Origin of the sequence: Rhizobium etli 8C-3 (assembly GCF_001908375.1) — a bacterium.
Classification (GTDB): domain Bacteria; phylum Pseudomonadota; class Alphaproteobacteria; order Rhizobiales; family Rhizobiaceae; genus Rhizobium; species Rhizobium etli_B.
This window is the reverse complement of sequence record NZ_CP017241.1, coordinates 1313468-1334358: the sequence shown is the minus strand read 5'-3', so window position 1 is coordinate 1334358 and position 20891 is coordinate 1313468. Positions and strand designations below refer to the sequence as shown.

The following is a 20891-nucleotide window of genomic DNA, read 5'->3' as shown; positions in this document are numbered from 1 at the left end:
TAACATTCTGATAAAACAGCGCCCAATAAATCATACTTTTGAGCGAAACACCGAATGCGAGCTTCAGCCATGTCACCCATCAACCTCGCCATCGTCGGAGTGGGCAAGATCGTCCGCGACCAGCACCTCCCTTCGATCGCCAAGAACTCCGATTTCAAGCTTGTTGCGACGGCAAGCCGCCATGGCACCGTCGACGGCATCCAGAGTTTCACAAGCATCGAAGCCATGCTCGACGCCGTGCCTGCGATCGACGCCGTGTCGCTTTGCATGCCGCCGCAATATCGCTACGAGGCAGCCCATAAGGCGCTTTCTGCCGGCAAGCACGTCTTCCTCGAAAAGCCGCCGGGCGCGACGCTGAGCGAAGTCGCCGATCTCGAAGCGCTTGCCGCCGAAAAAGGCGTCTCGCTCTTTGCAAGCTGGCATTCGCGCTATGCGGCTGCGGTCGAGGCCGCGAAGGCCTTCCTCGCCTCGGCGAGGATCGAAAGCGTCCACGTCATCTGGAAGGAGGACGTGCGCCACTGGCATCCGAACCAGGACTGGATCTGGCAGGCGGGCGGGCTCGGCGTTTTCGATCCGGGTATCAATGCGCTTTCAATCGTCACCCATATCCTGCCGAAGGCGATCTTCCTGACGAGCGCCACGCTCGAGTTTCCGGAAAACCGCGACGCGCCGATTGCGGCCGACCTGCATTTCAAGAATGCTGACGATGTTCCGGTCCACGGCGAATTCGACTGGCGCCAAACCGGCAAACAGAGTTGGGACATCATTGCCGAAACGGCAGCCGGCAGGATGGAGCTTGCGGAAGGCGGATCGAAGCTTTCCGTCAACGGCGAACTGAAATTCTCCGCTCCGGAAGAGGAATATCCAACGCTCTACAGGCGCTTCGCAGAAATCATCAAGGCAGGCAACTCGGATGTCGACGTCGCACCGCTACGCCACGTTGCCGACGCCTTCATGCTCGGCAAGCGGAAGTTGGTCGAAGCATTCCACGACTGACCTCCGGATCGTCGGCCGGATGCCAGTGCCGCCGATGGATGTTAGAGTGGCGAGATCGACCCTTGCCAAGGACGTTCAATATAATGCCGCAGGCGCAAGACGAATCATTTGGGTTGGGCGTGCGGCATTTGACCGTCAGGCTCGCCGCTCCCGACGCCAGATGGCGGGAAGCTTACCAGCTGGAAGAGCATAGAATCCGGGGCGCGCTCGGATCTCTGGCGCTCGACATCCAGCATTTCGGCAGTACCGCCATCCCGGCGATCAAAGCAAAACCAATCATCGACATTCTGATCGGCGTCAGACGTTTCGAAGACGGGGCGACCTGTATCGGCCCGATGGAACAGATCGGCTACGATTATGCTGGAGCCGATATCGTGCCAGACGACCACATCTTCGGCCGCGGCATCAAGGGCGAGACGCGCACGCACCTTGCCCATGTCGTCGAATATCAGGGTCACAACTGGAAACGGAACATACTTTTTCGCGATAGGCTTCGAAGCGATCCCACGCTCGTCCAAGCCTACGAAGAGCTGAAGGTCGATCTTGCCCGAAAATATGCCCGAAATCGTGCCGCCTATACCGCGTCGAAGAAGACTTTCATCGACAAGATCGTGGCCGACGGCGGTCTTGCCTGATCTTGGCGCTCAGGCCTTCTTCTCCCAGCGTCCCTCCGGCGTCTGCTGCCAATAGGTGAGGCTGTGCCCCTCACTCTTCAACCTCTTCCACTGGACCCGCGCGGCTTCGAGCTGCTCCCGGTCGTATCCGTCGAACATGAAGACGATGCGCTCATAAGTGTCCACCGACGGCGGTTCTGCGCCGTCGACGACGAAACGCACGGTCGCAGCGTTGGCGTTTCCGGCTGATGCCGTCAACAGGACGGGCTGGTCTTCGGCGAATTCAGCCTCGTCCGTACCGTGCGGCAAAAAGCTGTCTTCACGGAAAGTCCACAGATGCGCATCGAGCGCATCCCTTCGAGCCGTTTCCTTCACCTGGATTGCGACGCGCCAGCCGCGCCCGACGCTCTTGTCGACGAGCGGCGGCAACGCGTCCTCCAGCTTGGATTCGGTCAGATGATAAAACAGGACTTCCGTCATGTGCGCGGGATCAAGCTTCGTAGTGGTCGCGCACCAGGCGATCCAGCAGGCGCACGCCGAAGCCGGAGCCCCAGGATTGGTTGATCTCATCCAGCGGCGAACCCATCGCGGTGCCCGCGATATCGAGGTGCGCCCAGCGGGTGTCCTGTACGAAGCGCTTGAGAAAATGCGCCGCCGTGATCGAACCTGCATAGCGGCCGCCGGTGTTTTTCATGTCGGCGAACTTGCTGTCGATCATCTTGTCGTATTCCTTGCTGAGCGGCAGGCGCCAGACCTTCTCGCTTGTGGAGAAGCCGGCCTCCGTCAACTGGCCCGCAAGCGCGTCGTCGTTCGAGAAAAGGCCGGCATAGACGCTGCCGAGGGCCACGACGACAGCGCCCGTCAGCGTCGCAAGGTTGACCATGAACTGCGGCTTGAAGCGGTCGTTGCAGTACCAAAGCGCGTCGCACAGCACGAGACGGCCCTCGGCATCGGTGTTGATGACCTCGATCGTCTGGCCAGACATCGAGGTGACGATATCACCCGGGCGCTGGGCATTGCCGTCCGGCATGTTCTCGACAAGGCCGATGATCCCGACCGCGTTGACGGCCGCCTTGCGCGCCGCAAGCACATGCATGAGGCCGGTTACGGCGGCCGCACCGCCCATGTCGCCCTTCATGTCTTCCATGCCCGCTGCCGGCTTGATAGAAATGCCGCCTGTATCGAAGACGACGCCCTTGCCGACAAAAGCGACGGGACGCTCCTTCGACTTTCCTCCCTTCCACTGCATGATGGCAAGGCGCGGCGGTCGCACCGAACCCTGGGCAACACCCAGCAGCGCCCCCATGCCAAGGCGCTTCATCTCGCGCTCCGTCAGAATCTCGACCTCGACACCGAGCTTTTCCAGTTCCTTTGCCTTGGCTGCGAATTCGACGGGGCCAAGAACGTTCGGCGGTTCGTTCACGAGGTCGCGCGCCAGATTGACGCCATCGGCGACAGTTTCGGCATCGGCGAATGCCTTTCTTGCGCCAGCCGCATCGGCGGTAACAACGGTAATCTTGGCCACCTTGCCGCTCGGCTTGTCCTCGTCATCGTTCTTCTTCGTCTTGTAGGTGTCGAAGCTGTAGCCCCGCAGCAGCATGCCGAGCGCGAAATCGGCCCCGGCCCTGGCATCGACGCTAGCGCCTGGCGCGTCGATGAAGACCGTCGCCTTCTCGGCTCCCTTGATCTTCGAGGCAGCCGTACCGCCAGCCTTCAGCCAGTCATGCGCCGTCATTTCTTCGGCCTTGCCGAGACCAACCACAATGACGCGTTCGGCCGGCGAGCCTTCCGGGGCGACAAGATCAAGCGTACTCATTAGCTTTGCCGAGAATTTCGCTATTTTCGCGGCCCTGGCGATAACACCGGCCGGATCGGCGAACTCAGCTCCCGCAGCCAGATCGCCGTCGCTTGCCTTCAACAGAATGGTCAGTCCGCCGCTGATCTTGGCTGACTTTGAAAATGAGATATCGAACTTGGCTGCCATGTTTTCTCCATTCGGATTCTGCGGAATCCAACCGGCGGCGATAATTTCGGGTTTCAGCGTCGAAAACAAGGCTTGATCGGGAAGCCATGGACAAATCCGCGATAGCGAGTCAAAAAGCAACTGTGCTTGAAACGGTGCCGAAAACCACGAGAAGAACGCCCCCGACGTGACCGCTAGTCTTGCAGACAAATTATCCGGCTCCCAAGTTCGATTTCCGTCCAGCGCGGGAGGTATCTTCATCGGCCTCTTGTGTCTGTGGTGGGCACTGCTTCTGGTATTCCATACCTTCCCGCAGGTCGACATCGTTACGTCATGGCATTTCTTTCTCGTCGACACTTGCAAAGCCCCGGATACAGCGGCACAGATATGCGGACATTTCCCCTCCCGTCAGACAGCCCTTCTGGACGCGCTCAGAACGATCTTCTTCCGGCTGCCCTATGTTGTGGCGGCCGTTCAACTCTTTATGCTGATCAAGTGCTACTGGCATCGCGCTGCAACGTTCAACGCGCTTCGGGCTCGAAATCTCAAGATCGCTCTGACATCGCTGCTGCTCGGACCCGGCTTTATCGCAAACGTCATCCTCAAGGAGCATTGGGGCCGGCCGCGGCCGATCGAGACCCTCACCTTCGGCGGCACCCTCGACTTCGTGCAGGCGGGATCGCTCGCCGGAAAGTGCATTTCGAACTGCTCGTTCGTCTCCGGAGAGGCAGCAAGCGCCGGCTGGCTGCTCTGTCTCGTCATGCTGATACCGCAGCCGGCACGAACAGGACTATTCCTGCCGATCTTGGCGATCTCTATCCTCACGCCGCTGATGCGGCTTTCCTTCGGCGCGCACTATCTTTCCGATATCGTTCTCGGCTGGCTATTGGCGATTGTCGTTTTTGCCGGCGTTTACGCGTTTACCGAATTCGTCACACCGGCCAAAAAATTCTGAATTTTGAATGAAATTTTGACACCTGCTTGTCGCAAAAGCGCAGCAAAGAGCTTAGATGGTTCCCGCTGCGATGCTTTCTCTTCGCAGGTGCGTTCAAGGGCAGGCATGAAACTACTCGAAATCTACATATTGCGGCGCGTCGGCCAGATGTTTCTCGTAGCGCTGCTGCCGGTGCTCGCAATCATATGGACGACCCAGGTCCTGCAGCGCATCAACCTGGTGACCGACAGCGGTCAGTCGATCGGCTCGTTCGCCAAGCTTGCGACGCTGATCCTGCCGTCGATCATTCCTGTCGTCTTGCCGTTCGCCCTTGTGATCGGCGTCACGCAGACGCTGACGACGATGAACAACGATTCGGAGCTGACAGTCATCGATGCGGCCGGCGCCAAGCGCAACATCATCATCCGCCCGATCCTGCTGCTTGCAGCTGTCATCAGCGCGTTCTCCTTCTTCGTCGATAACGTCGTCGAGCCGAAGGCAAAGACCGGTGCGCGCCAGATGATTGCTGCGGCCTATGCCGATCTCCTGTCCACCGTCATCGAAGAAAAAAACTTCCGCAGGATCGATGAGGGTCTCTATGTGCAGATTTCCGAGCGGCTGGCCGGCCGCGTGTTGAGGGGCCTGTTCGTCGTCGACGAGCGCGATCCTGCCTTCGACATGATCTACTATGCACGCGAGGGCGCCGTCGACGATACGGGAACGTCGCTCATCATGCGCGACGGCGAGGTTCAGCGCAAAGCCCGGGACGGCAATGTCTCGATCATCAAATTCGACTCATATTCCTTCGATCTCTCCGATCTGACGCAGAACCGCGGACAGGCGACGCTGCGCGCCAGCGACCGCGACCTGGGCTTTCTGCTCAATCCGGATCCGGCCGACAAGGATTACATCGCCAAGCCGCAATCATATCGCGCCGAACTTCACAGGCGGCTGACGGACTGGGTCTTGCCTTTCGTTTTGGCGCTGATTTCCCTGGCGATCGCCGGTGACGCACGTTCGCATCGCGAGGCGCGTCTGCACCCGATGGTCACGGCTTTGACCTTTGCCTTTGCGCTGCGCTGGGCGTCGTTCTACGCTGCGAACCAGATCGACACCAATCCGTTTTACATCGGCGTGCTCTACGCGATTCCGGTGGTGGCCGGCGTCGCGGCGAGCGGCTTCCTCAATATGCACAAGCGCCTTTCGATTCCGGCCGCCGTGGGCGAACGTGCCGCCGGCATCTGGCACAGAATCGAGCGGCGGCTACCTTCTGCGCTCGGAAAAACGCCCGGAGGCAGCCTATGATCTTCGGCACCTTGGGACGCTACTTCTTCCGCCGCTACCTTGCGATAACGATCTGGTTCTTCCTTGGAATCATCTCGATTGTCTTTCTTATCGATTTCAGCGAGACGGCAGGCCGAATGTCGGGTCTTCCGGGCTATACGGTTGCCGGTGGGCTGTTGATGACGGCCGTCCGACTGCCGCTCATCATCCAGCAGACGGTCCCGTTCATTGCCCTCTTTGTCGGAATGACAGTGCTGATCGGGCTGAACCGCAAGTATGAACTCGTTGTGGCGCGCGCAGCCGGCATTTCGGTATGGCAGTTCATGTCGCCCTTCATCGTCGGTGCCTTCCTTCTCGGCATACTGACGATGACCGTCATCAATCCGCTGGCGGCCTGGGGCCAGCGTCAGGCGGCACTGGTGGAGACCGATTGGCGCGGCCAGGAGAAAGCCACAAGCAGCAAGCCGCAGGTTCCCTGGCTGCGCCAGATCAGCGGAAAGGACGACGTCATCATCGGCGCTCGTACGATTCAGGAGAACGGAACGCTGCTGATCGATGCCGTCTTGATCCACTTCGATTCGGACGGCCGCGTGATTCTGCGCCAGGATGCAGCTTCTGCAAAATTGGAAGATGGTTACTGGCTCCTTAAGAACGTTACCGAGCGCCGGCCGGGCGAAATCGCCGTACGCCGGGATACGGTCCAGCTTCGCACCAATTTGAAACAAGACTTCGTCCAGGAGCGCCTGACATCGCCCGAAACCATTGCTTTTTTTGATCTTTCCAATCGAATAGCCATCGCCAAATCCTTCGGGGTGCCGACGAAGGCGCTGGAGACGCAATTTCACTCATTGCTCTCTCAACCACTGCTGCTTGTCGCGATGACTCTCATTGCTGCAACAGTGTCGTTAAAATTTAGCCGGTTCAACCAGTCGAGGTCGGTGATTCTGGGTGGAATCCTTTCGGGCTTCGTGCTTTATGTCGTCAACGTGCTTGTAAAGGCATTTGGAAGCAGCGGAGTCGTACCGCCTTTCGTGGCGGCGTGGATTCCGGTAGTCGTCGCGCTGGCTCTGGGCGCAACGATTCTGCTTCATCAGGAGGACGGCTAGTGGCGGCAGGCGACCGCAAGACTTTTAGTAAACAGTTGGTTGCCCTGCTCGCAGGGGCGACTCTGCTTGGCTATTCTGGAAGCATTCCTGCTGCGTTCGCGCAGGAGAATTCGACGTTGCAGAAGCTGCAGCCGAAGATCGATCCGGAAGCGAAAATGATGCTTTCGGCCAACGAGCTCGTCTACAACAGGGACCAGCAGATCGTCTCCGCAGTCGGGGGCGTCCAGATCAACTATGCGGGCTACAAAATGGTGGCCCAGCGCGTCGAATACAACCAGAAGACGGGCCGCATGATGGCTGTCGGCAATATCGAGCTGATCAGCCCCGACGGCAACCGCATGTATTCCGACAAGCTCGATGTGACCGACGACTTCGCCGAAGGCTTCGTCAATGCGTTGCGTATCGAGACCACCGACAACACACGCATCGCGGCCGAAAGCGGCGAGCGCGTCAACGATAATCTGATGATCCTCAACAAGGGCGTCTACACCGCATGCCTGCCTTGCGCCGAACGGCCGGAACGACCGCCCTTCTGGCAAGTCAAGGCCGAGCGCGTCATTCAGAACGGCGAAAAACATACGATCCGGCTGGAAAAGGCCCGCTTCGAATTGTTCGGCCATCCGATCGCCTTCCTCCCCTGGATCGAGGTCCCGGACCAGACGGTCAAGCGCAAGTCCGGCTTTCTGTTTCCGAGTTTCAGTACATCGGAGAACCTCGGCTTCGGCGTTACCGTTCCCTACTACTACGTGTTCTCGCCAAGCATGGACGTGACGGTCAGCGGCACCGGCTACACAAATCAGGGCTTCCTGCTCGACGCGGAGTTCCGCCAGCGTTTCGAGAACGGCACGCATACCCTGCGCGTAGCAGGCATCAACCAGATGCACCCGGAGAGCTTTACCGAGGGAACAAGCGATCAGGAGGCCGATGACCGCGGAATGATCGGATCGAAGGCCGAGTTCAAGATCAATCCCCGCTGGGCATTCGGCTGGGATGTCATGGTGCAGAGCGATAACAACTTCTCGCGTACCTACGAACTCGAGGGCTTCAACGAGACAACCCATGTCAATCAAGTCTACCTGACCGGCCTCGGGAAGCGGAATTACTTCGACATCAGATCGTTCTACTTCGACGTTCAGGACTCCGATCCGGATAGCGAGGAGGAAAAACAGCAGGCGATCGTCTATCCGGTAATTGACTATCATGCCGTGGCTCCGCAGCCGCTGGCCGGCGGCGAACTGTCGCTCGACGTCAACTTCACGAATATTTCGCGCACGCATGACAGTTTCTTCGACAACCCCGTAGGCGACGATCGCTTCTCACTGAAGGGGCAGACATCGCGTCTGACCGGGGAACTTGAGTGGAAGCGAACTTTCGTGACGCCGCAGGGCGTACTCATCACGCCTCTTTTTGCCGCGCGTGGCGATGCGCTGGCGCTGAATGTGGACGATCCCAACTCCATCAGCGGGACGTCCGTATACGACGGCGACTTCGAAAACGGTGATGGCGCAACACGCGGGATGATTACGGCCGGCCTGGAAGCGCGCTATCCGCTCCTGATGACGACGGCCAACAGTACGCATGTCTTCGAGCCGATTGCCCAAATCTACGCCCGTCCCGATGAATCTCTTGCGGGCGCCCTGCCCAACGAGGACGCGCAGAGCTTCGTCTTCGACGCGACGTCGCTCTTCGAGCGCGACAAATTCTCCGGTTACGATCGCATCGAGGGCGGCACGCGTGCCAATATCGGCTTCCAGTACACCGGCACGTTCGACAACGGCTACAAACTTCACGGTATCTTTGGCCAGTCCTATCATCTTGCCGGCCAGAACTCGTTCGCCACGGACGATCTCGTGAACGCTGGAGCGAATTCGGGACTTGAGACCGACCGTTCCGACTATGTCGGGCTGGGCGGAATCGAGACGCCGCAAGGCCTTTCCCTCGCCGCCTCGTACCGTCTGGACGAGAAGGATCTCTCGTTTCGCCGCGGCGATCTGACGGCCGGTTTCCAGACCGATACGTTCCAGAGCCAGCTTCTTTACACCCATATCTCGGCTCAGCCCGACTACGGCTCGGCCGAAGACGGTGATGAAATCCAGACCAGGGCAACGGTCAAGTTCAGGGACTACTGGTCCGTCTTCGGCGGCATTGCATGGGATCTCAACAACGACGTCGTCAGCAGGAAGACGCTCGGCCTCTCCTATGAAGACGAATGCACGATCTTCACGATCGCCTATACTTCAAAACGCGATACAAGCGACGAGTCGGCAAGCGACTGGAGCATTGGCGCCAGACTTACCTTCCGCACTCTCGGTGATGTCAACGTCGGATATTCTGACGATATCGAAAAGAATATCTACAATAATTGATTGCGATATTGGACGGCGAAAGAAAGCGAGCCTTTCTTTCGCCGCAACACTATGCAGGACATTGCCGTCAATCGGGTTATGAGGCATAGGAATGTCGCCTTGGGGCGGCACCGACCTCGGTGAAGCTGTGTATGCGTGCACTTGCCACCGCAGCGTCTATGGGAAGGATCGATACATGATTGGCGCGAGAAAGATTGTCACGTTCCTGTTTGCCGGAGCTGCGTTCTGCATGCTCGCGGCGCTGCAGCCACAAAGCGGTTCGGCATTTGCAGCAAGCGAAGTCAAGGCCGTCGTCAACGGGGTGGCACTGACCACGGGCGACGTCGCAAGGCGGCAGGCATTCCTTCGTCTCCAGCACCAGAAAGCCGATGCGAAGACGGCGGAAGAATCGCTCGTCGAGGAGACTTTGAAACGTCAGGAAATTTCGCGTGTCCGCATGTCCGTCTCCAAGGACGAAGTCGATGCGTCCTTCGCGCGTTTTGCGTCCGGAAACAAGATCTCGACCGAGCAGCTTACGCAAATTCTCACCCAGGCCGGTGTCGGGGCGGATCATTTCAAGCAGTATATTGCCGTGCAAATGAGCTGGCCGCGCGTCGTCAATGCGCGCTACGGGTCGAGCGCGCGCATGTCGAGCAGCGACCTTGTCAGCCGCATGATGGAAAACAACAAGCAGAAGCCGGTCACGACCGAATACATGCTTCAGCAGATCATCTTCGTTGTGCCGCAATCGAAGAAAGGCATTACGGGAAAGCGCAAGAGCGAAGCCGAAGCCTCCCGTTCGAAATACCCGGGCTGCGAAGAGGCAAAGGTCTTTGCAGCAACGATGCGTGACGTTTCGGTCCGCGAACTTGGCCGCGTGCTGGCTCCGGAACTTCCGGCCGAATGGAAGCCGTTGATCGAGCAGGCCAAGGGCAATACCACGGCGACCCGCGTGACAGAAAAGGGCGTGGAGTATCTGGCAATCTGCAGCCGGCGTGAGGTATCCGACGACACGGCCGCTGAGATCGTTTTCCGCCAGGAGGATCTTAACAAGGCCAAGGCCGGCAAGAGCGCACCGGAAAACGAAAACGCTGCCAAATATCTCGAAGAGCTGCGCAAGAAGGCGCAGATCATCTATCGCTGACCGCCGTGGCTTCCCCGTTTTCGCGCCCGCTTGCGCTGACGCAAGGCGATCCGGCTGGCATCGGCCCGGACATAACCCTGATGGCCTGGCTGAGGCGGCGTGAGCTCGGCCTTCCTCCCTTCTTTCTGATCGGCGATCCTGACGTTCTGGAGGCAAGAGCACGGCAGCTGGATCTTTCCGTCAAGATAGCCGAAGCGAACGCCGCAACGGCAGCGGATGTCTTTGCCGACGCTCTCCCCGTCCTGCCCGTTCCTGCCGGCGTCGAGGTGGCTGCCGGCGAGCCGCATGCCGCGACCGCAACAGGTACGATCGCTGCGATCGAAACGGCCGTATCGCTGGTCGTGAAGGGACTGGCAGCGGGCGTCGTTACCAATCCCATCGCCAAAGCCGTTCTTTACGAGGCCGGCTTCAAGTTTCCGGGCCACACCGAATTCCTTGCCGATCTCGCAGCCCGCGCGACCGGCAATCCGGTCAGGCCGGTGATGATGCTTGCCGGACCGAAGCTGCGGGCGATACCCGTTACCATTCACATCCCGATCAAGGACGTGCCGCAGGCCTTGAGCGGTGAATTGATCGCAGAGACCTGCCGTATCGCGCATTCCGATCTCAGGCACCGCTTTGGCATCGAAAGGCCCCGCCTTGCCGTCGCTGGTCTTAATCCGCATGCCGGCGAAAGCGGAACGATGGGGCGCGAGGACGAAGACATCATTCATCCCGCCATACAGCTTCTACGCTTTGAGGGCGTCGACGCGATCGGTCCCCTGCCCGCCGATACCATGTTCCACGACGAGGCTCGCGCCCGGTATGATGTCGCAGTCTGCATGTATCACGATCAGGCCCTGATCCCGGTCAAGGCGCTCGGCTTCGACGATTCCGTCAACGTGACGCTCGGCCTGCCTTTCGTGAGGACATCGCCGGATCACGGCACTGCCTTTGGCATTGCCGGCAAGGGCATCGCGCGCGAAAAGAGCTTGATTGCCGCCCTCAAGCTTGCAGCCCATCTCAGCCGTCCCGCGGAACACCGCTGATGGCCGCGCTCGATGGTCTGCCGCCGCTTCGCGACGTGATCCACCGTCACGGCCTCGATGCCCGCAAGGCGCTCGGGCAAAACTTCCTTCTCGACCTCAACCTGACGCAGAAGGTCGCCCGCACGGCAGGATCGCTGGAAGGCTGCACCGTCTTCGAAGTGGGACCCGGACCCGGCGGACTGACGCGCGCCATCCTGGCGCTGGGTGCGAAGAAGGTGGTCGCCGTCGAGCGTGATCCGCGCTGCCTGCCTGCGCTGGCGGAAATATCCGCTCACTATCCTGCCAGGCTCGAAGTCATGGGCGGCGATGCGCTGAAGACCGATTTCGAGGCGCTGGCGCCTCAGGGGCCCGTCAAGATCATCGCCAATCTTCCGTACAACGTCGGCACGCAACTCCTGGTGAACTGGCTTCTGCCAAAAAAGTGGCCACCGTTTTGGGAATCCTTGACGCTGATGTTCCAGAAGGAAGTCGGCGAGCGCATCGTCGCCAAACAGGATGACGACCACTATGGCCGCCTCGGTGTACTCTGCGGCTGGCGCGCCGATGCCCGCATGGCTTTCGACGTATCGCCGCAAGCCTTCACGCCGCCGCCGAAGGTGACGTCGACGGTGGTGCATCTGACGCCGAAGGCAAATCCCATCCCCTGCGACGTCGCCAATCTCGAAAGAGTAACGCATGCGGCCTTCGGTCAGCGGCGCAAGATGCTGCGCCAGAGCCTCAAGCCGCTCGGCGGCGAGAGTCTCCTCAACAAGGTGGGCATCGACCCGCAGCGCCGTGCGGAAACGCTTTCAGTCCAGGAATTCTGCCTGCTTGCCAATTCGCTTTAAAGAACCGGCGTCTCTTCCAGCAGTTTTGTGACGAAATCGTAGATGCCGTGCCGCCGGTCGCGGCGCAAGCGCTCGGCCTTCACGATCGACTGCACGGCGTCGAAGGCAGTATCGAGATCGTCATTGACGATGACATAGTCATATTCCCGCCAATGCGCGATTTCGGCGCGCGAATTGGCAAGCCGCTTTGCGATGACCTCTTCCGAATCTTCCGCACGGCGGTGAAGCCTTGACTGCAACTCGGTCATGGTCGGCGGCAGCACGAAGATGGATACGACATCTGCCGACATTTTCTCCTGCAGCTGCTGGGCGCCCTGCCAGTCGATGTCGAAAAGCATGTCACGGCCTTCCGCCATCGCTGCTTCCACCGGTTCGCGCGGCGTTCCGTAAAAATTGCCGTGCACTTCAGCCCATTCCAACAACGCATCGGAATCGCGCAGTCGCTCGAATTCGCGGATGCTCTTGAAGTGGTAGTGAATGCTCTCGACCTCGCTCGGGCGCCGCTGGCGGGTCGTCACGCTGACGGAGAGGCCGATCTGGCTATCCTGCGCAAGCAGTGTCCGCGCAATCGTCGACTTTCCCGCGCCCGAGGGCGACGAAATGACGAGCATCAGACCGCGGCGAGCGATCGGAACGGGCGAAGCTTTCGCCGGTTTCATGTCCTACTCCAGATTCTGGACCTGTTCGCGGAACTGGTCGATGACGACTTTCAGTTCGATGCCGGCGGCAGTGACCGCCGAGGCATTCGACTTCGAACAGATGGTATTCGATTCGCGGTTAAATTCCTGTGCAAGGAAATCGAGCTTGCGGCCGACCGGGCCGCCGCGGCCCAACAGATCCCGTGCGGCCGCCACATGCGCCTTCAGCCGGTCGATTTCTTCGCGCAGGTCGGCCTTCGTCGCAAGCAGAGCCGCCTCGGCATGCAGCCTGTCGCGATCAAGCGCGCCCGCTCCGTCCATCAGCAAGGCAACCTGCGCCTTGATGCGGGCGGAAATCTCCTGCGGCGTGCGCGACGGGTCGCGTTCGATCGTATGCGTCAAGTCCTCGATCGTCGAGACATGGTTGAGCAGCACGCGAGACAGGGCAGCACCCTCCTGTTCCCGCATCAGCTTGAGGTCAGCAAGTGCGGCCAGCAGGCCTTTGGTGACGTCGGCATCGCGGGCGGCGATTTCTTCTTCGCTATCCTCCGACTCGCGAAATTCCACCAGTCCGCGGATCGAAAGCAGCGTATCGAGGGTCAGAGGCGCCGGATCGATGACGCCCGCAAGCTGGTCACGCATTGCAAGCACATTGGCCAGAGCGTCCTGATTGAGAACCGTCTCGAAGCGGTTTTCGGCTGCCGAAACCGAGAGGTTGGCCTGCATGTTGCCACGGCTGAACTGTTCGCCCGCAATGCGGCGAACGTCTGTTTCCATGCGCTCGAGTCCTGGCGGCAGCCGAAGGCGCAGGTCGAGCCCCTTGCCGTTGACCGACCGCAGTTCCCAAGCCCAGCGCCAGCGGCCGCTCGTTCCCTCGCGCCGCGCAAAACCGGTCATGGACTGCAACGCCATCCGAGCCTCCGAAATCAGTTCGTCTTCTTTTTCTTCTGCTGGGCCGCCGGCTCGGCCTGAGCCTCCGGCTGGCCGTCAACCACGATATTCGGATCGGCACCCTTGTCAGCTTCGAGCTTGCGCCAGCGCTTGACGTTGGCATTGTGCTCTTCGAGCGTCGCCGCAAAAACATGACCGCCCGTGCCGTCGGCGACGAAATAGAGGTCGTCCGTCTTCCAGGGATTGGCCGCCGCTTCCAGGGCATCACGGCCGGGATTTGCGATCGGCGTCGGCGGCAGGCCCTTGATCACGTAGGTGTTGTAAGGCGTTTCCTTCTTCAGGTCCGACAGGTAGATCGGGCGGTCGGCGGGCTTGCCGTCACCACCGAAGAGCCCGTAGATGATGGTCGGATCGGACTGAAGCCGCATGCCTTTGGCGAGCCGGTTGAGGAAAACGGATGCGACATGCGCACGCTCGTCGGGAATGCCGGTTTCCTTCTCGACGATCGAAGCAAGCACCACGAACTCCTCCTTGGTTTTCAGCGAGACCGAAGGGTCGCGCTTTTCCCAGATCTGGTCGACGAGCTTTTTCTGCTCTGCAGCCATCTGGTCGATGATTTCGGAGCGTTTCGTGCCGCGCGAGAACTTGTAGGTGTCGGGACGCAGGCTGCCTTCGGGCGGCAATGCCGTCGGCAATTCGCCTTCCAGGACGGTATCAGCGTTCATGCGGTTGAACATCTGGCGCACCGTCAGGCCCTCCGGGAATGATATCGAATAGAGGATCGATTTGCCGGACTTCAGCAGTTCCATGATGTCATTCATGGAAGCCTTTGCCTTGATCTCGTATTCGCCGGCCTTCAGGCTCTCCCCCTCGTTCAGGTACGTCGCCGTGAGATAGCGGAAGATGCGGGCGTCGGAGACGATGTTGTTGCGCTCAAGATTGGTGGCGATTTCCGAAAGGCCTGCGCCGCTGCGCACGATGAAATTGGTGTTCGTCTCCAGCGGACCGGGCTCCTGGTAACTGGAGATCGCGTAATAGAAGGCGAAGATGCCGGCGGCGCAGGCAAGCACGACCATCGTCATCAGGAAGTTCAAGAAGATCACGACCTGGCTGCGCGCCTTCTTCGAACGCTTCGGCGGCTCCGGAACGCGTTCCGGGCGCAGCGCTTCACTGGGCGACTTCGGAATGATCGGCCCGTTCTGCGCCGGATGGCCGTTGTGGCCCGCCGCGTCGTTGCTCTGATTCGTATCGCTCACCGGCAATCCTCTAAACTTGGCCCTGTCCGTTGTTTTAAGAAGCAATACGGCAAAAAACAGGTAGGCTACCGTCGCGAGAGGTACTGGCCAATCCTCCCGTCGTGTCAAAAACCGCCGTCAGGCACTATAGCGGCGCAGCACCAGCGATGCATTCGTACCGCCGAATCCAAAGGAATTCGAGAGTGCAACATTGATTTCTCGCTGACGGGCCTTGTGCGGAACAAGATCGATTGCCGTTTCGCGCTCGGGATTATCGAGATTGAGGGTCGGCGGAGCGACGTTGTCGCGGATCGCAAGCGTCGCGAATATCGCCTCGATGGCACCGGCTGCGCCCAGCAGATGGCCCGTCGCCGACTTGGTCGAAGACATCGAAATCTTCGATGCCGCGTTGCCGACCAGACGCTCGACGGCGCCAAGCTCGATCGTATCGGCCATGGTCGACGTCCCGTGCGCGTTGATATAGTCGACATCTGCAGCCGTCAGTCCGGCGCGCTTCAGCGCCATGGCCATGCAGCGCTGCGCGCCGTCACCGTCTTCCGCCGGCGCAGTGATGTGGTAGGCGTCACCCGACAGGCCGTAGCCGACGATCTCGGCATAGATCTTCGCGCCACGCGCCTTGGCATGTTCCAGTTCCTCGACGACGATGATACCGGCACCTTCGCCCATGACGAAGCCGTCACGGTCGCGATCATAGGGACGCGATGCTTTCTCAGGATCGTCGTTGTGCTGCGTGGAAAGCGCTTTGCAGGCGGCAAAGCCGGCAAGCGAGATGCGGCTCACCGGCGATTCCGTACCACCCGCGACCATGACGTCGGCATCGCCGAACGCAATCATACGGGCAGCATCGCCGATTGCGTGCGCGCCAGTCGAGCAGGCGGTGACGACCGAGTGGTTCGGTCCTCTGAGCTTGTGGCGGATCGAAACCTGGCCGGATACGAGGTTGATCAGGCGGCCGGGAATGAAGAAGGGCGAGATACGGCGCGGGCCCTTGTCGCGCAGCGTATAGCCCGCCTCGACGATACCCTCGATGCCGCCAATGCCGGAGCCGATCAGCACGCCGGTCGCGATCTGGTCCTCGTCGTTCTCAGGATGCCAGCCGGCGTCGTTCAACGCCATGTCGGCAGCGGCCATTCCGTAGATGATGAAGGGATCGACCTTGCGCTGTTCCTTTGGCTCCATCCAGTCATCCTGGTTGAAGGTGCCGTCTGCGCCGTCACCGACCGGGATGCGGCAGGCAATCTTGGCAGGGAGATCATCCACCTCGAATTCGGTGACAAGGCGGGCGCCACTGCGGCCAGCGAGCAACCTCGACCAGGTCACTTCAGTTCCGCATCCCAAGGGTGATACCATTCCGGTACCGGTGATGACGACCCGCCTCATCGACAGCTTCCCCGCCTGTTCTTTCGCTAAAGCAATGCACAAACAAAAAGGGCGGACTCATGGCCCGCCCTTTGAAAATCACACAGGATTAAGCCTGGGCCTTTTCAATGAACTTTACTGCGTCGCCGACCGTGAGGATCGAGTCTGCTGCGTCGTCCGGAATTTCTACGCCGAATTCTTCCTCGAAGGCCATGACCAGTTCGACCGTGTCGAGCGAGTCAGCACCCAGATCGTCGATAAAGCTGGCGCTCTCGACAACCTTCTCGGCATCGACGCCAAGATGATCAATAACAATTTTCTTTACGCGTTCTGCGATATCGCTCATGTCGGTTTCCTCGACCTTATATCCTGATGAGAATGCCTTCCGGCATCCCTACCCTGGTTCAGCCTTCGGCGCCCTCTCGGCACTTTCAGCAAACTCGTTAGCCCGGCTCTCTAAGATGTTCCCCGCTGGCAAAAAAGCCTGCCGGTCCGCCTTGTTTCCCGGAACGACTGTGACAGTCATGGCCCGCTTAACACGGTTTATGTCTGCCGCAAAGCCTGAAAATCAACCCTGTTCCATTGGTCAACACGCTATTCCGCCGAAAAACGCAAACAGGGCCAGTTTCTGTTTCAGATCATGGCCATGCCACCGTTTACGTGCAGCGTCTGACCCGTCATATAGGCGGCTTCCGAGGAGGCGAGGTAGGCTACGGCGGACGCCACTTCGCCACCCGTGCCCATGCGCTTCATCGGGATTGCGCCCATGATCGCTTCCTTCTGCTTGTCGTTTAGCTTGCCGGTCATGGCCGATTCGATGAAGCCCGGCGCGACGCAATTGACGGTCACGTTGCGCGTCGCGATCTCCTGGGCGAGCGACTTGGTGAAGCCGATCATGCCGGCCTTGGAAGCGCAGTAGTTCGCCTGACCCGGGTTGCCGGTGACACCGACCACCGAGGTGATGTTGACGATGCGCCCGTAGCGGCGGCGCATCATCGGATGCGTCAGCTCGCGCGTCAGGCGGAACATCGCGGTCAGGTTGACCTCGATGACGTTGTCCCAGTCCTCGTCGCTCATCCGTACGAACAGGCCGTCCTTGGTGATGCCTGCGTTGTTCACAAGGATATCGACGCCTTCGAGTTCGGCTTCGGCCTTGACGCCGAGCGCCTTGACCTCGTCACGGTCGGAGAGGTTCGCCGGGAATATCTTGACGCGGTGGCCAAGCTCGTTTGCCAGCGCTTCGAGCTTTTCGACCCGCGTGCCGTGAAGGCCGACGACGGCTCCCTGTTTGTGGAGAATGCGGGCGATTTCCTCGCCGATGCCGCCGGATGCACCGGTAACGAGCGCCTTGCGGCCGGAAAGATCGAGCATGGATGCGTTCCTTATATCTGGTGAAACCAATCAGGCCGTGAGGGCGGCGATGGCCGCGTCGATATCGGCGAGCGTATTGACGGCAATACCGTTCACCGTCTTGTCGATGCGCCGCGCAAGGCCGGTCAGTACCTTGCCCGAGCCGAGTTCATAAAGCGTCGTGACATTGTTTGCGGCAAACCATTCTACCGTTTCACGCCAGCGGACCTGGCCGGTGACCTGCTCGACAAGGAGCCTTGCAATCTCATTGGCGTCTGTCACCGGCGCGGCGCGAACGTTGGCAATCAGTGGAACGACAGGGTTGGACTTCGAAACGCCCGCGAGCGCTTCGCGCATCGCCTCGCCAGCCGGCGCCATCAGTGAGGAGTGGAAGGGAGCGGAAACCGGCAGAAGGATCGCGCGCTTGGCGCCCTTCTCGGTTGCCAGTGCCGCGCCCTTTTCGACCGCGGCCCTTTCGCCGGAGATGACGATCTGGCCGCCGCCGTTATCGTTGGCGATCTGGCAGGCACCATCGGCCGAAGCAGCTTGGCAAACGGCCACGACGTCGGCATGTTCCAGCCCGATGATCGCCGCCATGGCACCAACGCCGACAGGAACGGCAGCCTGCATGGCGTTGCCGCGGATACGCAGCAGACGCGCGGTTTCGGCCAGCGAGAAGGTGCCGGCGGCACAGAGTGCGGAATATTCGCCGAGCGAATGACCTGCAACATAGGACACCTTCGACTTGAGATCGAGACCCTTCGCCTGAAGGACACGAACCACCGCAAGCGATACCGCCATCAGCGCAGGCTGGGCATTGGCCGTCAGCGTCAGCGTTTCTTCCGGGCCCTCGAAGATGATTGCTGAAAGCTTTTGGCCGAGCGCATCGTCAACCTCTTCGAAGACGGAACGCGCCTCGGAAAAATTTTCCGCGAGCTCCTTGCCCATGCCCACGGCCTGGCTTCCCTGGCCGGGAAATGTGAAAGCGACGGTCATCTCATGTCCCTTATTATGTCAATTTGGACTGTTTCGCCTCCAATTGACGTTCTTGCGGGCAGAGTCAATAGTGCTGCCAGGGTCTCCAAAGCCTTTGCTGGCGCCAAAAGTCGCGATTTTTTTCCTTGCGCTTGCGCAATTGGCGCCTAAATTTGCGCCGCCCTTTCCCGCTACGTCCTCTCATCCAATTCCAAGGTTCCAATGAAGTTTAATAGATTAGGTCGCACCGATATTTCGGTTTCGCAAATCTGCCTCGGCACCATGACGTGGGGCACGCAGAATACCGAAACCGAAGCGCACGAGCAGATGGATTACGCCGTCGAGAACGGCGTGAACTTCTTCGATACCGCCGAGCTTTACCCGACAACCCCCCTTTCGGCGGAAACGCAGGGGCGCACGGAGGATTATATCGGCAGCTGGTTCGCAAGGACCGGCAAGCGAAACCGCATCGTGCTGGCGACAAAGGTCGCCGGGCCTGGACGCTCCTATATCCGGGGCGGCGAAGGTGCCGACGCCAAGAATATCAAGCTTGCCGTCGAAGCGAGCCTCAAACGGCTCAAGACCGATTACATCGACCTCTACCAAATTCATTGGCCGAGCCGCGGGCATTTCCACTTCCGGCAGAACTGGCACTACGACCCCTTCAAGCAGGATCGGGCCAAGGCGGTCGCCAATATCACCGATATCCTCGAAACGATGGACATGCTGGTGAAGGAAGGCAAGGTGCGCGCCATCGGCCTGTCCAATGAAACTGCGTGGGGCACGCAGAAATACCTGACGCTCTCCGAGCAAAACGACCTTCCACGCGTCGCCAGCGTCCAAAACGAATACAGCCTCCTCTACCGCCACTTCGACCTGGACATGGCGGAACTGTCGCATCACGAGGATGTCGGCCTGCTTGCCTATTCACCGCTTGCGGCTGGCCTGCTCACCGGAAAATATCTTGACGGCGCAAGGCCAGCCGGATCGCGCGCTACGATCAACGGCGATCTCGGCGGCCGGTTGCAGCCGCTGCAGGAAGCGCCCACCAGGGCCTTCGTCGAAATTGCAGCGATGCACGGGCTTGATCCGGCAGCCATGGCGCTTGCCTTCTGCCTCACCCGCCGCTTCATGACCTCCGTCATCATCGGCGCAACGACGATTGAGCAGCTGATGATCGACCTGAGCGCCGTCGAGGCGAAACTGTCGAGCGACGTCCTCGGCGAGATCGAGAAGGTCCACCGGCAGTATCCGATGCCGCTGTGACCAGTGCTGCAGGCTTAGGATCAAACCAGGCCCAAAACATCTCTACCAACGCTGCGGAGAATGAAAGTCCGGACATGTGAAGGGCGTCGCCCTTCCTCGATGACCGCGTGGCGGGGCCGGATCCTGCCTTTCCGGCACGTGCAGAATTTGCCCTCAAGAGGACTATAAAGGGCACGATGGCCTGTTGATCGTATCCGAACGCTTGCCTTTCGCCGAAAAATCCGTATAAGCGCCCCTGTTCGCAAACCCGGTCTTCTGGCTGGTGGCTGAACGGAGGGCCGGTTTCTTCGGAAATCGTTCGGAACGGAAGCGTTCCAGCCTCCCGTGTCTCCGCTCTCGACCGTCTCGGAACGCTTTTCTTGCCTGGGTTCAGCCCAATCAGGAGCAGTCGTTGAGGCTTAGCCGCCGAATATCGGGTTGAACCAACGCAAGAAAGGCAAAGCTGTCATGGCTCTTTATGAACATGTATTCCTTGCCCGGCAGGATATTTCCGCTCAGCAGGTCGATGCCCTCGTAGAACAGTACAAGGGCGTGATCGAAGCTAACGGCGGCAAAGTCGGGCGCATTGAAAACTGGGGGCTTAAGTCCCTCACATACCGCATCAAGAAGAACCGCAAGGCTCACTACGCCCTGATGGACATCGATGCACCGGCAGCTGCCGTCCAGGAAATGGAACGCCAGATGCGCATCAGCGAAGATGTTCTGCGTTACATGACGCTCGCTGTCGAAAAGCACGAAGAAGGCCCGTCTGCCATGATGCAGAAGCGCGACCGCGACGATCGCGGCCCGCGTGACGGCGCCCGTGGCCCGCGCGAAGGCGGTTTCGACCGTGGCCCGCGCCCGCCGCGTGAGGGTGGCTTTGGCGACCGTGAAGACCGTCCGCGCCGTCCGCGCGAAGACCGCGTATAAGGAGAT

19 protein-coding genes and 1 pseudogene are annotated in these 20891 nt (G+C 59.9%); 11 read left to right on the top strand and 9 right to left on the bottom strand.

The genetic code is table 11. The features are described 5' to 3' along the window. The first annotated feature begins 69 nt into the window (after positions 1–69). Positions 70–996, top strand: a complete 927-nt coding sequence (locus AM571_RS06705; protein ID WP_074060747.1) for a Gfo/Idh/MocA family protein — start codon at positions 70–72, stop codon at positions 994–996. An 83-nt stretch (positions 997–1079) separates the two neighbouring features. Beyond that, the gene (locus AM571_RS06700) at positions 1080–1631 is read left to right on the top strand and encodes a GrpB family protein (RefSeq protein WP_074060746.1); all 552 of its coding nucleotides are present in this window, start codon (positions 1080–1082) and stop codon (positions 1629–1631) included. 9 nt (positions 1632–1640) lie between these two features. Here AM571_RS06700 and AM571_RS06695 read toward each other — a convergent pair whose 3' ends face one another. Both AM571_RS06695 and AM571_RS06690 read right to left on the bottom strand, forming a co-directional pair. Then, positions 1641–2090 (bottom strand): DNA polymerase III subunit chi, encoded by a 450-nt coding sequence (locus AM571_RS06695; RefSeq protein ID WP_074060745.1) that lies wholly within the window; start codon positions 2088–2090, stop codon positions 1641–1643. 10 nt (positions 2091–2100) lie between these two features. Beyond that, a complete protein-coding gene (locus tag AM571_RS06690) occupies positions 2101–3594 on the bottom strand; it encodes a leucyl aminopeptidase (RefSeq protein WP_074063106.1) in 1494 nt (497 codons plus the stop codon). Between the two features lie 166 nt (positions 3595–3760). Here AM571_RS06690 and AM571_RS06685 point away from each other — a divergent pair. From AM571_RS06685 to rsmA, 7 genes and pseudogenes are all read left to right on the top strand, one after another. Continuing rightward, positions 3761–4535 (top strand): annotated as a pseudogene (locus AM571_RS06685) (phosphatase PAP2 family protein). A 98-nt stretch (positions 4536–4633) separates the two neighbouring features. Continuing rightward, positions 4634–5812, top strand: a complete 1179-nt coding sequence (locus tag AM571_RS06680) for an LptF/LptG family permease (RefSeq protein WP_074060743.1) — start codon at positions 4634–4636, stop codon at positions 5810–5812. Next, positions 5809–6897, top strand: coding sequence for an LPS export ABC transporter permease LptG (gene lptG, locus AM571_RS06675; protein ID WP_074060742.1), 1089 nt, complete (start codon positions 5809–5811; stop codon positions 6895–6897). Before AM571_RS06680 ends, lptG begins: the two co-directional genes overlap by 4 nt. Continuing rightward, entirely contained in the window at positions 6897–9263 is a 2367-nt protein-coding gene (locus AM571_RS06670) for an LPS-assembly protein LptD (protein WP_074060741.1), read from the top strand. Before lptG ends, AM571_RS06670 begins: the two co-directional genes overlap by 1 nt. Positions 9264–9438: 175 nt before the next feature. Then, entirely contained in the window at positions 9439–10386 is a 948-nt protein-coding gene (locus AM571_RS06665; RefSeq protein WP_074060740.1) for a SurA N-terminal domain-containing protein, read from the top strand. A gap of 5 nt (positions 10387–10391) precedes the next feature. Further along, positions 10392–11414: a 4-hydroxythreonine-4-phosphate dehydrogenase PdxA gene (pdxA, locus tag AM571_RS06660; RefSeq protein ID WP_074060739.1), complete on the top strand. Its 1023-nt coding sequence runs from the start codon at positions 10392–10394 to the stop codon at positions 11412–11414. After that, entirely contained in the window at positions 11414–12241 is an 828-nt protein-coding gene (gene rsmA / locus AM571_RS06655) for a 16S rRNA (adenine(1518)-N(6)/adenine(1519)-N(6))-dimethyltransferase RsmA (RefSeq protein ID WP_074060738.1), read from the top strand. The genes pdxA and rsmA overlap by 1 nt, the downstream gene beginning before the upstream one ends. Here rsmA and gmk read toward each other — a convergent pair. From gmk to fabD, 7 genes are all read right to left on the bottom strand, one after another. Next, a complete protein-coding gene (gmk, locus tag AM571_RS06650; RefSeq protein ID WP_074060737.1) occupies positions 12238–12900 on the bottom strand; it encodes a guanylate kinase in 663 nt (220 codons plus the stop codon). The two genes, rsmA and gmk, sit on opposite strands and share 4 nt — an antisense overlap. Positions 12901–12903: 3 nt before the next feature. Then, positions 12904–13791: a YicC/YloC family endoribonuclease gene (locus AM571_RS06645; RefSeq protein ID WP_074060736.1), complete on the bottom strand. Its 888-nt coding sequence runs from the start codon at positions 13789–13791 to the stop codon at positions 12904–12906. Positions 13792–13805: 14 nt separating this feature from the next. Beyond that, the gene (gene mltG / locus AM571_RS06640) at positions 13806–15026 is read right to left on the bottom strand and encodes an endolytic transglycosylase MltG (RefSeq protein WP_074060735.1); all 1221 of its coding nucleotides are present in this window, start codon (positions 15024–15026) and stop codon (positions 13806–13808) included. Positions 15027–15143: 117 nt separating this feature from the next. Next, positions 15144–16406: a beta-ketoacyl-ACP synthase II gene (gene fabF, locus AM571_RS06635; protein ID WP_074060734.1), complete on the bottom strand. Its 1263-nt coding sequence runs from the start codon at positions 16404–16406 to the stop codon at positions 15144–15146. A gap of 88 nt (positions 16407–16494) precedes the next feature. Beyond that, positions 16495–16731, bottom strand: a complete 237-nt coding sequence (locus tag AM571_RS06630) for an acyl carrier protein (RefSeq protein ID WP_022714691.1) — start codon at positions 16729–16731, stop codon at positions 16495–16497. A gap of 287 nt (positions 16732–17018) precedes the next feature. Further along, a complete protein-coding gene (fabG, locus tag AM571_RS06625) occupies positions 17019–17756 on the bottom strand; it encodes a 3-oxoacyl-[acyl-carrier-protein] reductase (protein ID WP_074060733.1) in 738 nt (245 codons plus the stop codon). A 30-nt stretch (positions 17757–17786) separates the two neighbouring features. Beyond that, a complete protein-coding gene (gene fabD / locus AM571_RS06620) occupies positions 17787–18731 on the bottom strand; it encodes an ACP S-malonyltransferase (RefSeq protein WP_074060732.1) in 945 nt (314 codons plus the stop codon). A gap of 201 nt (positions 18732–18932) precedes the next feature. Here fabD and AM571_RS06615 point away from each other — a divergent pair, with 201 nt between their 5' ends. Continuing rightward, the gene (locus AM571_RS06615) at positions 18933–19976 is read left to right on the top strand and encodes an aldo/keto reductase (protein WP_074060731.1); all 1044 of its coding nucleotides are present in this window, start codon (positions 18933–18935) and stop codon (positions 19974–19976) included. Positions 19977–20423: 447 nt separating this feature from the next. Then, entirely contained in the window at positions 20424–20885 is a 462-nt protein-coding gene (rpsF, locus tag AM571_RS06610) for a 30S ribosomal protein S6 (protein WP_022714687.1), read from the top strand. Positions 20886–20891 lie beyond the last annotated feature (6 nt).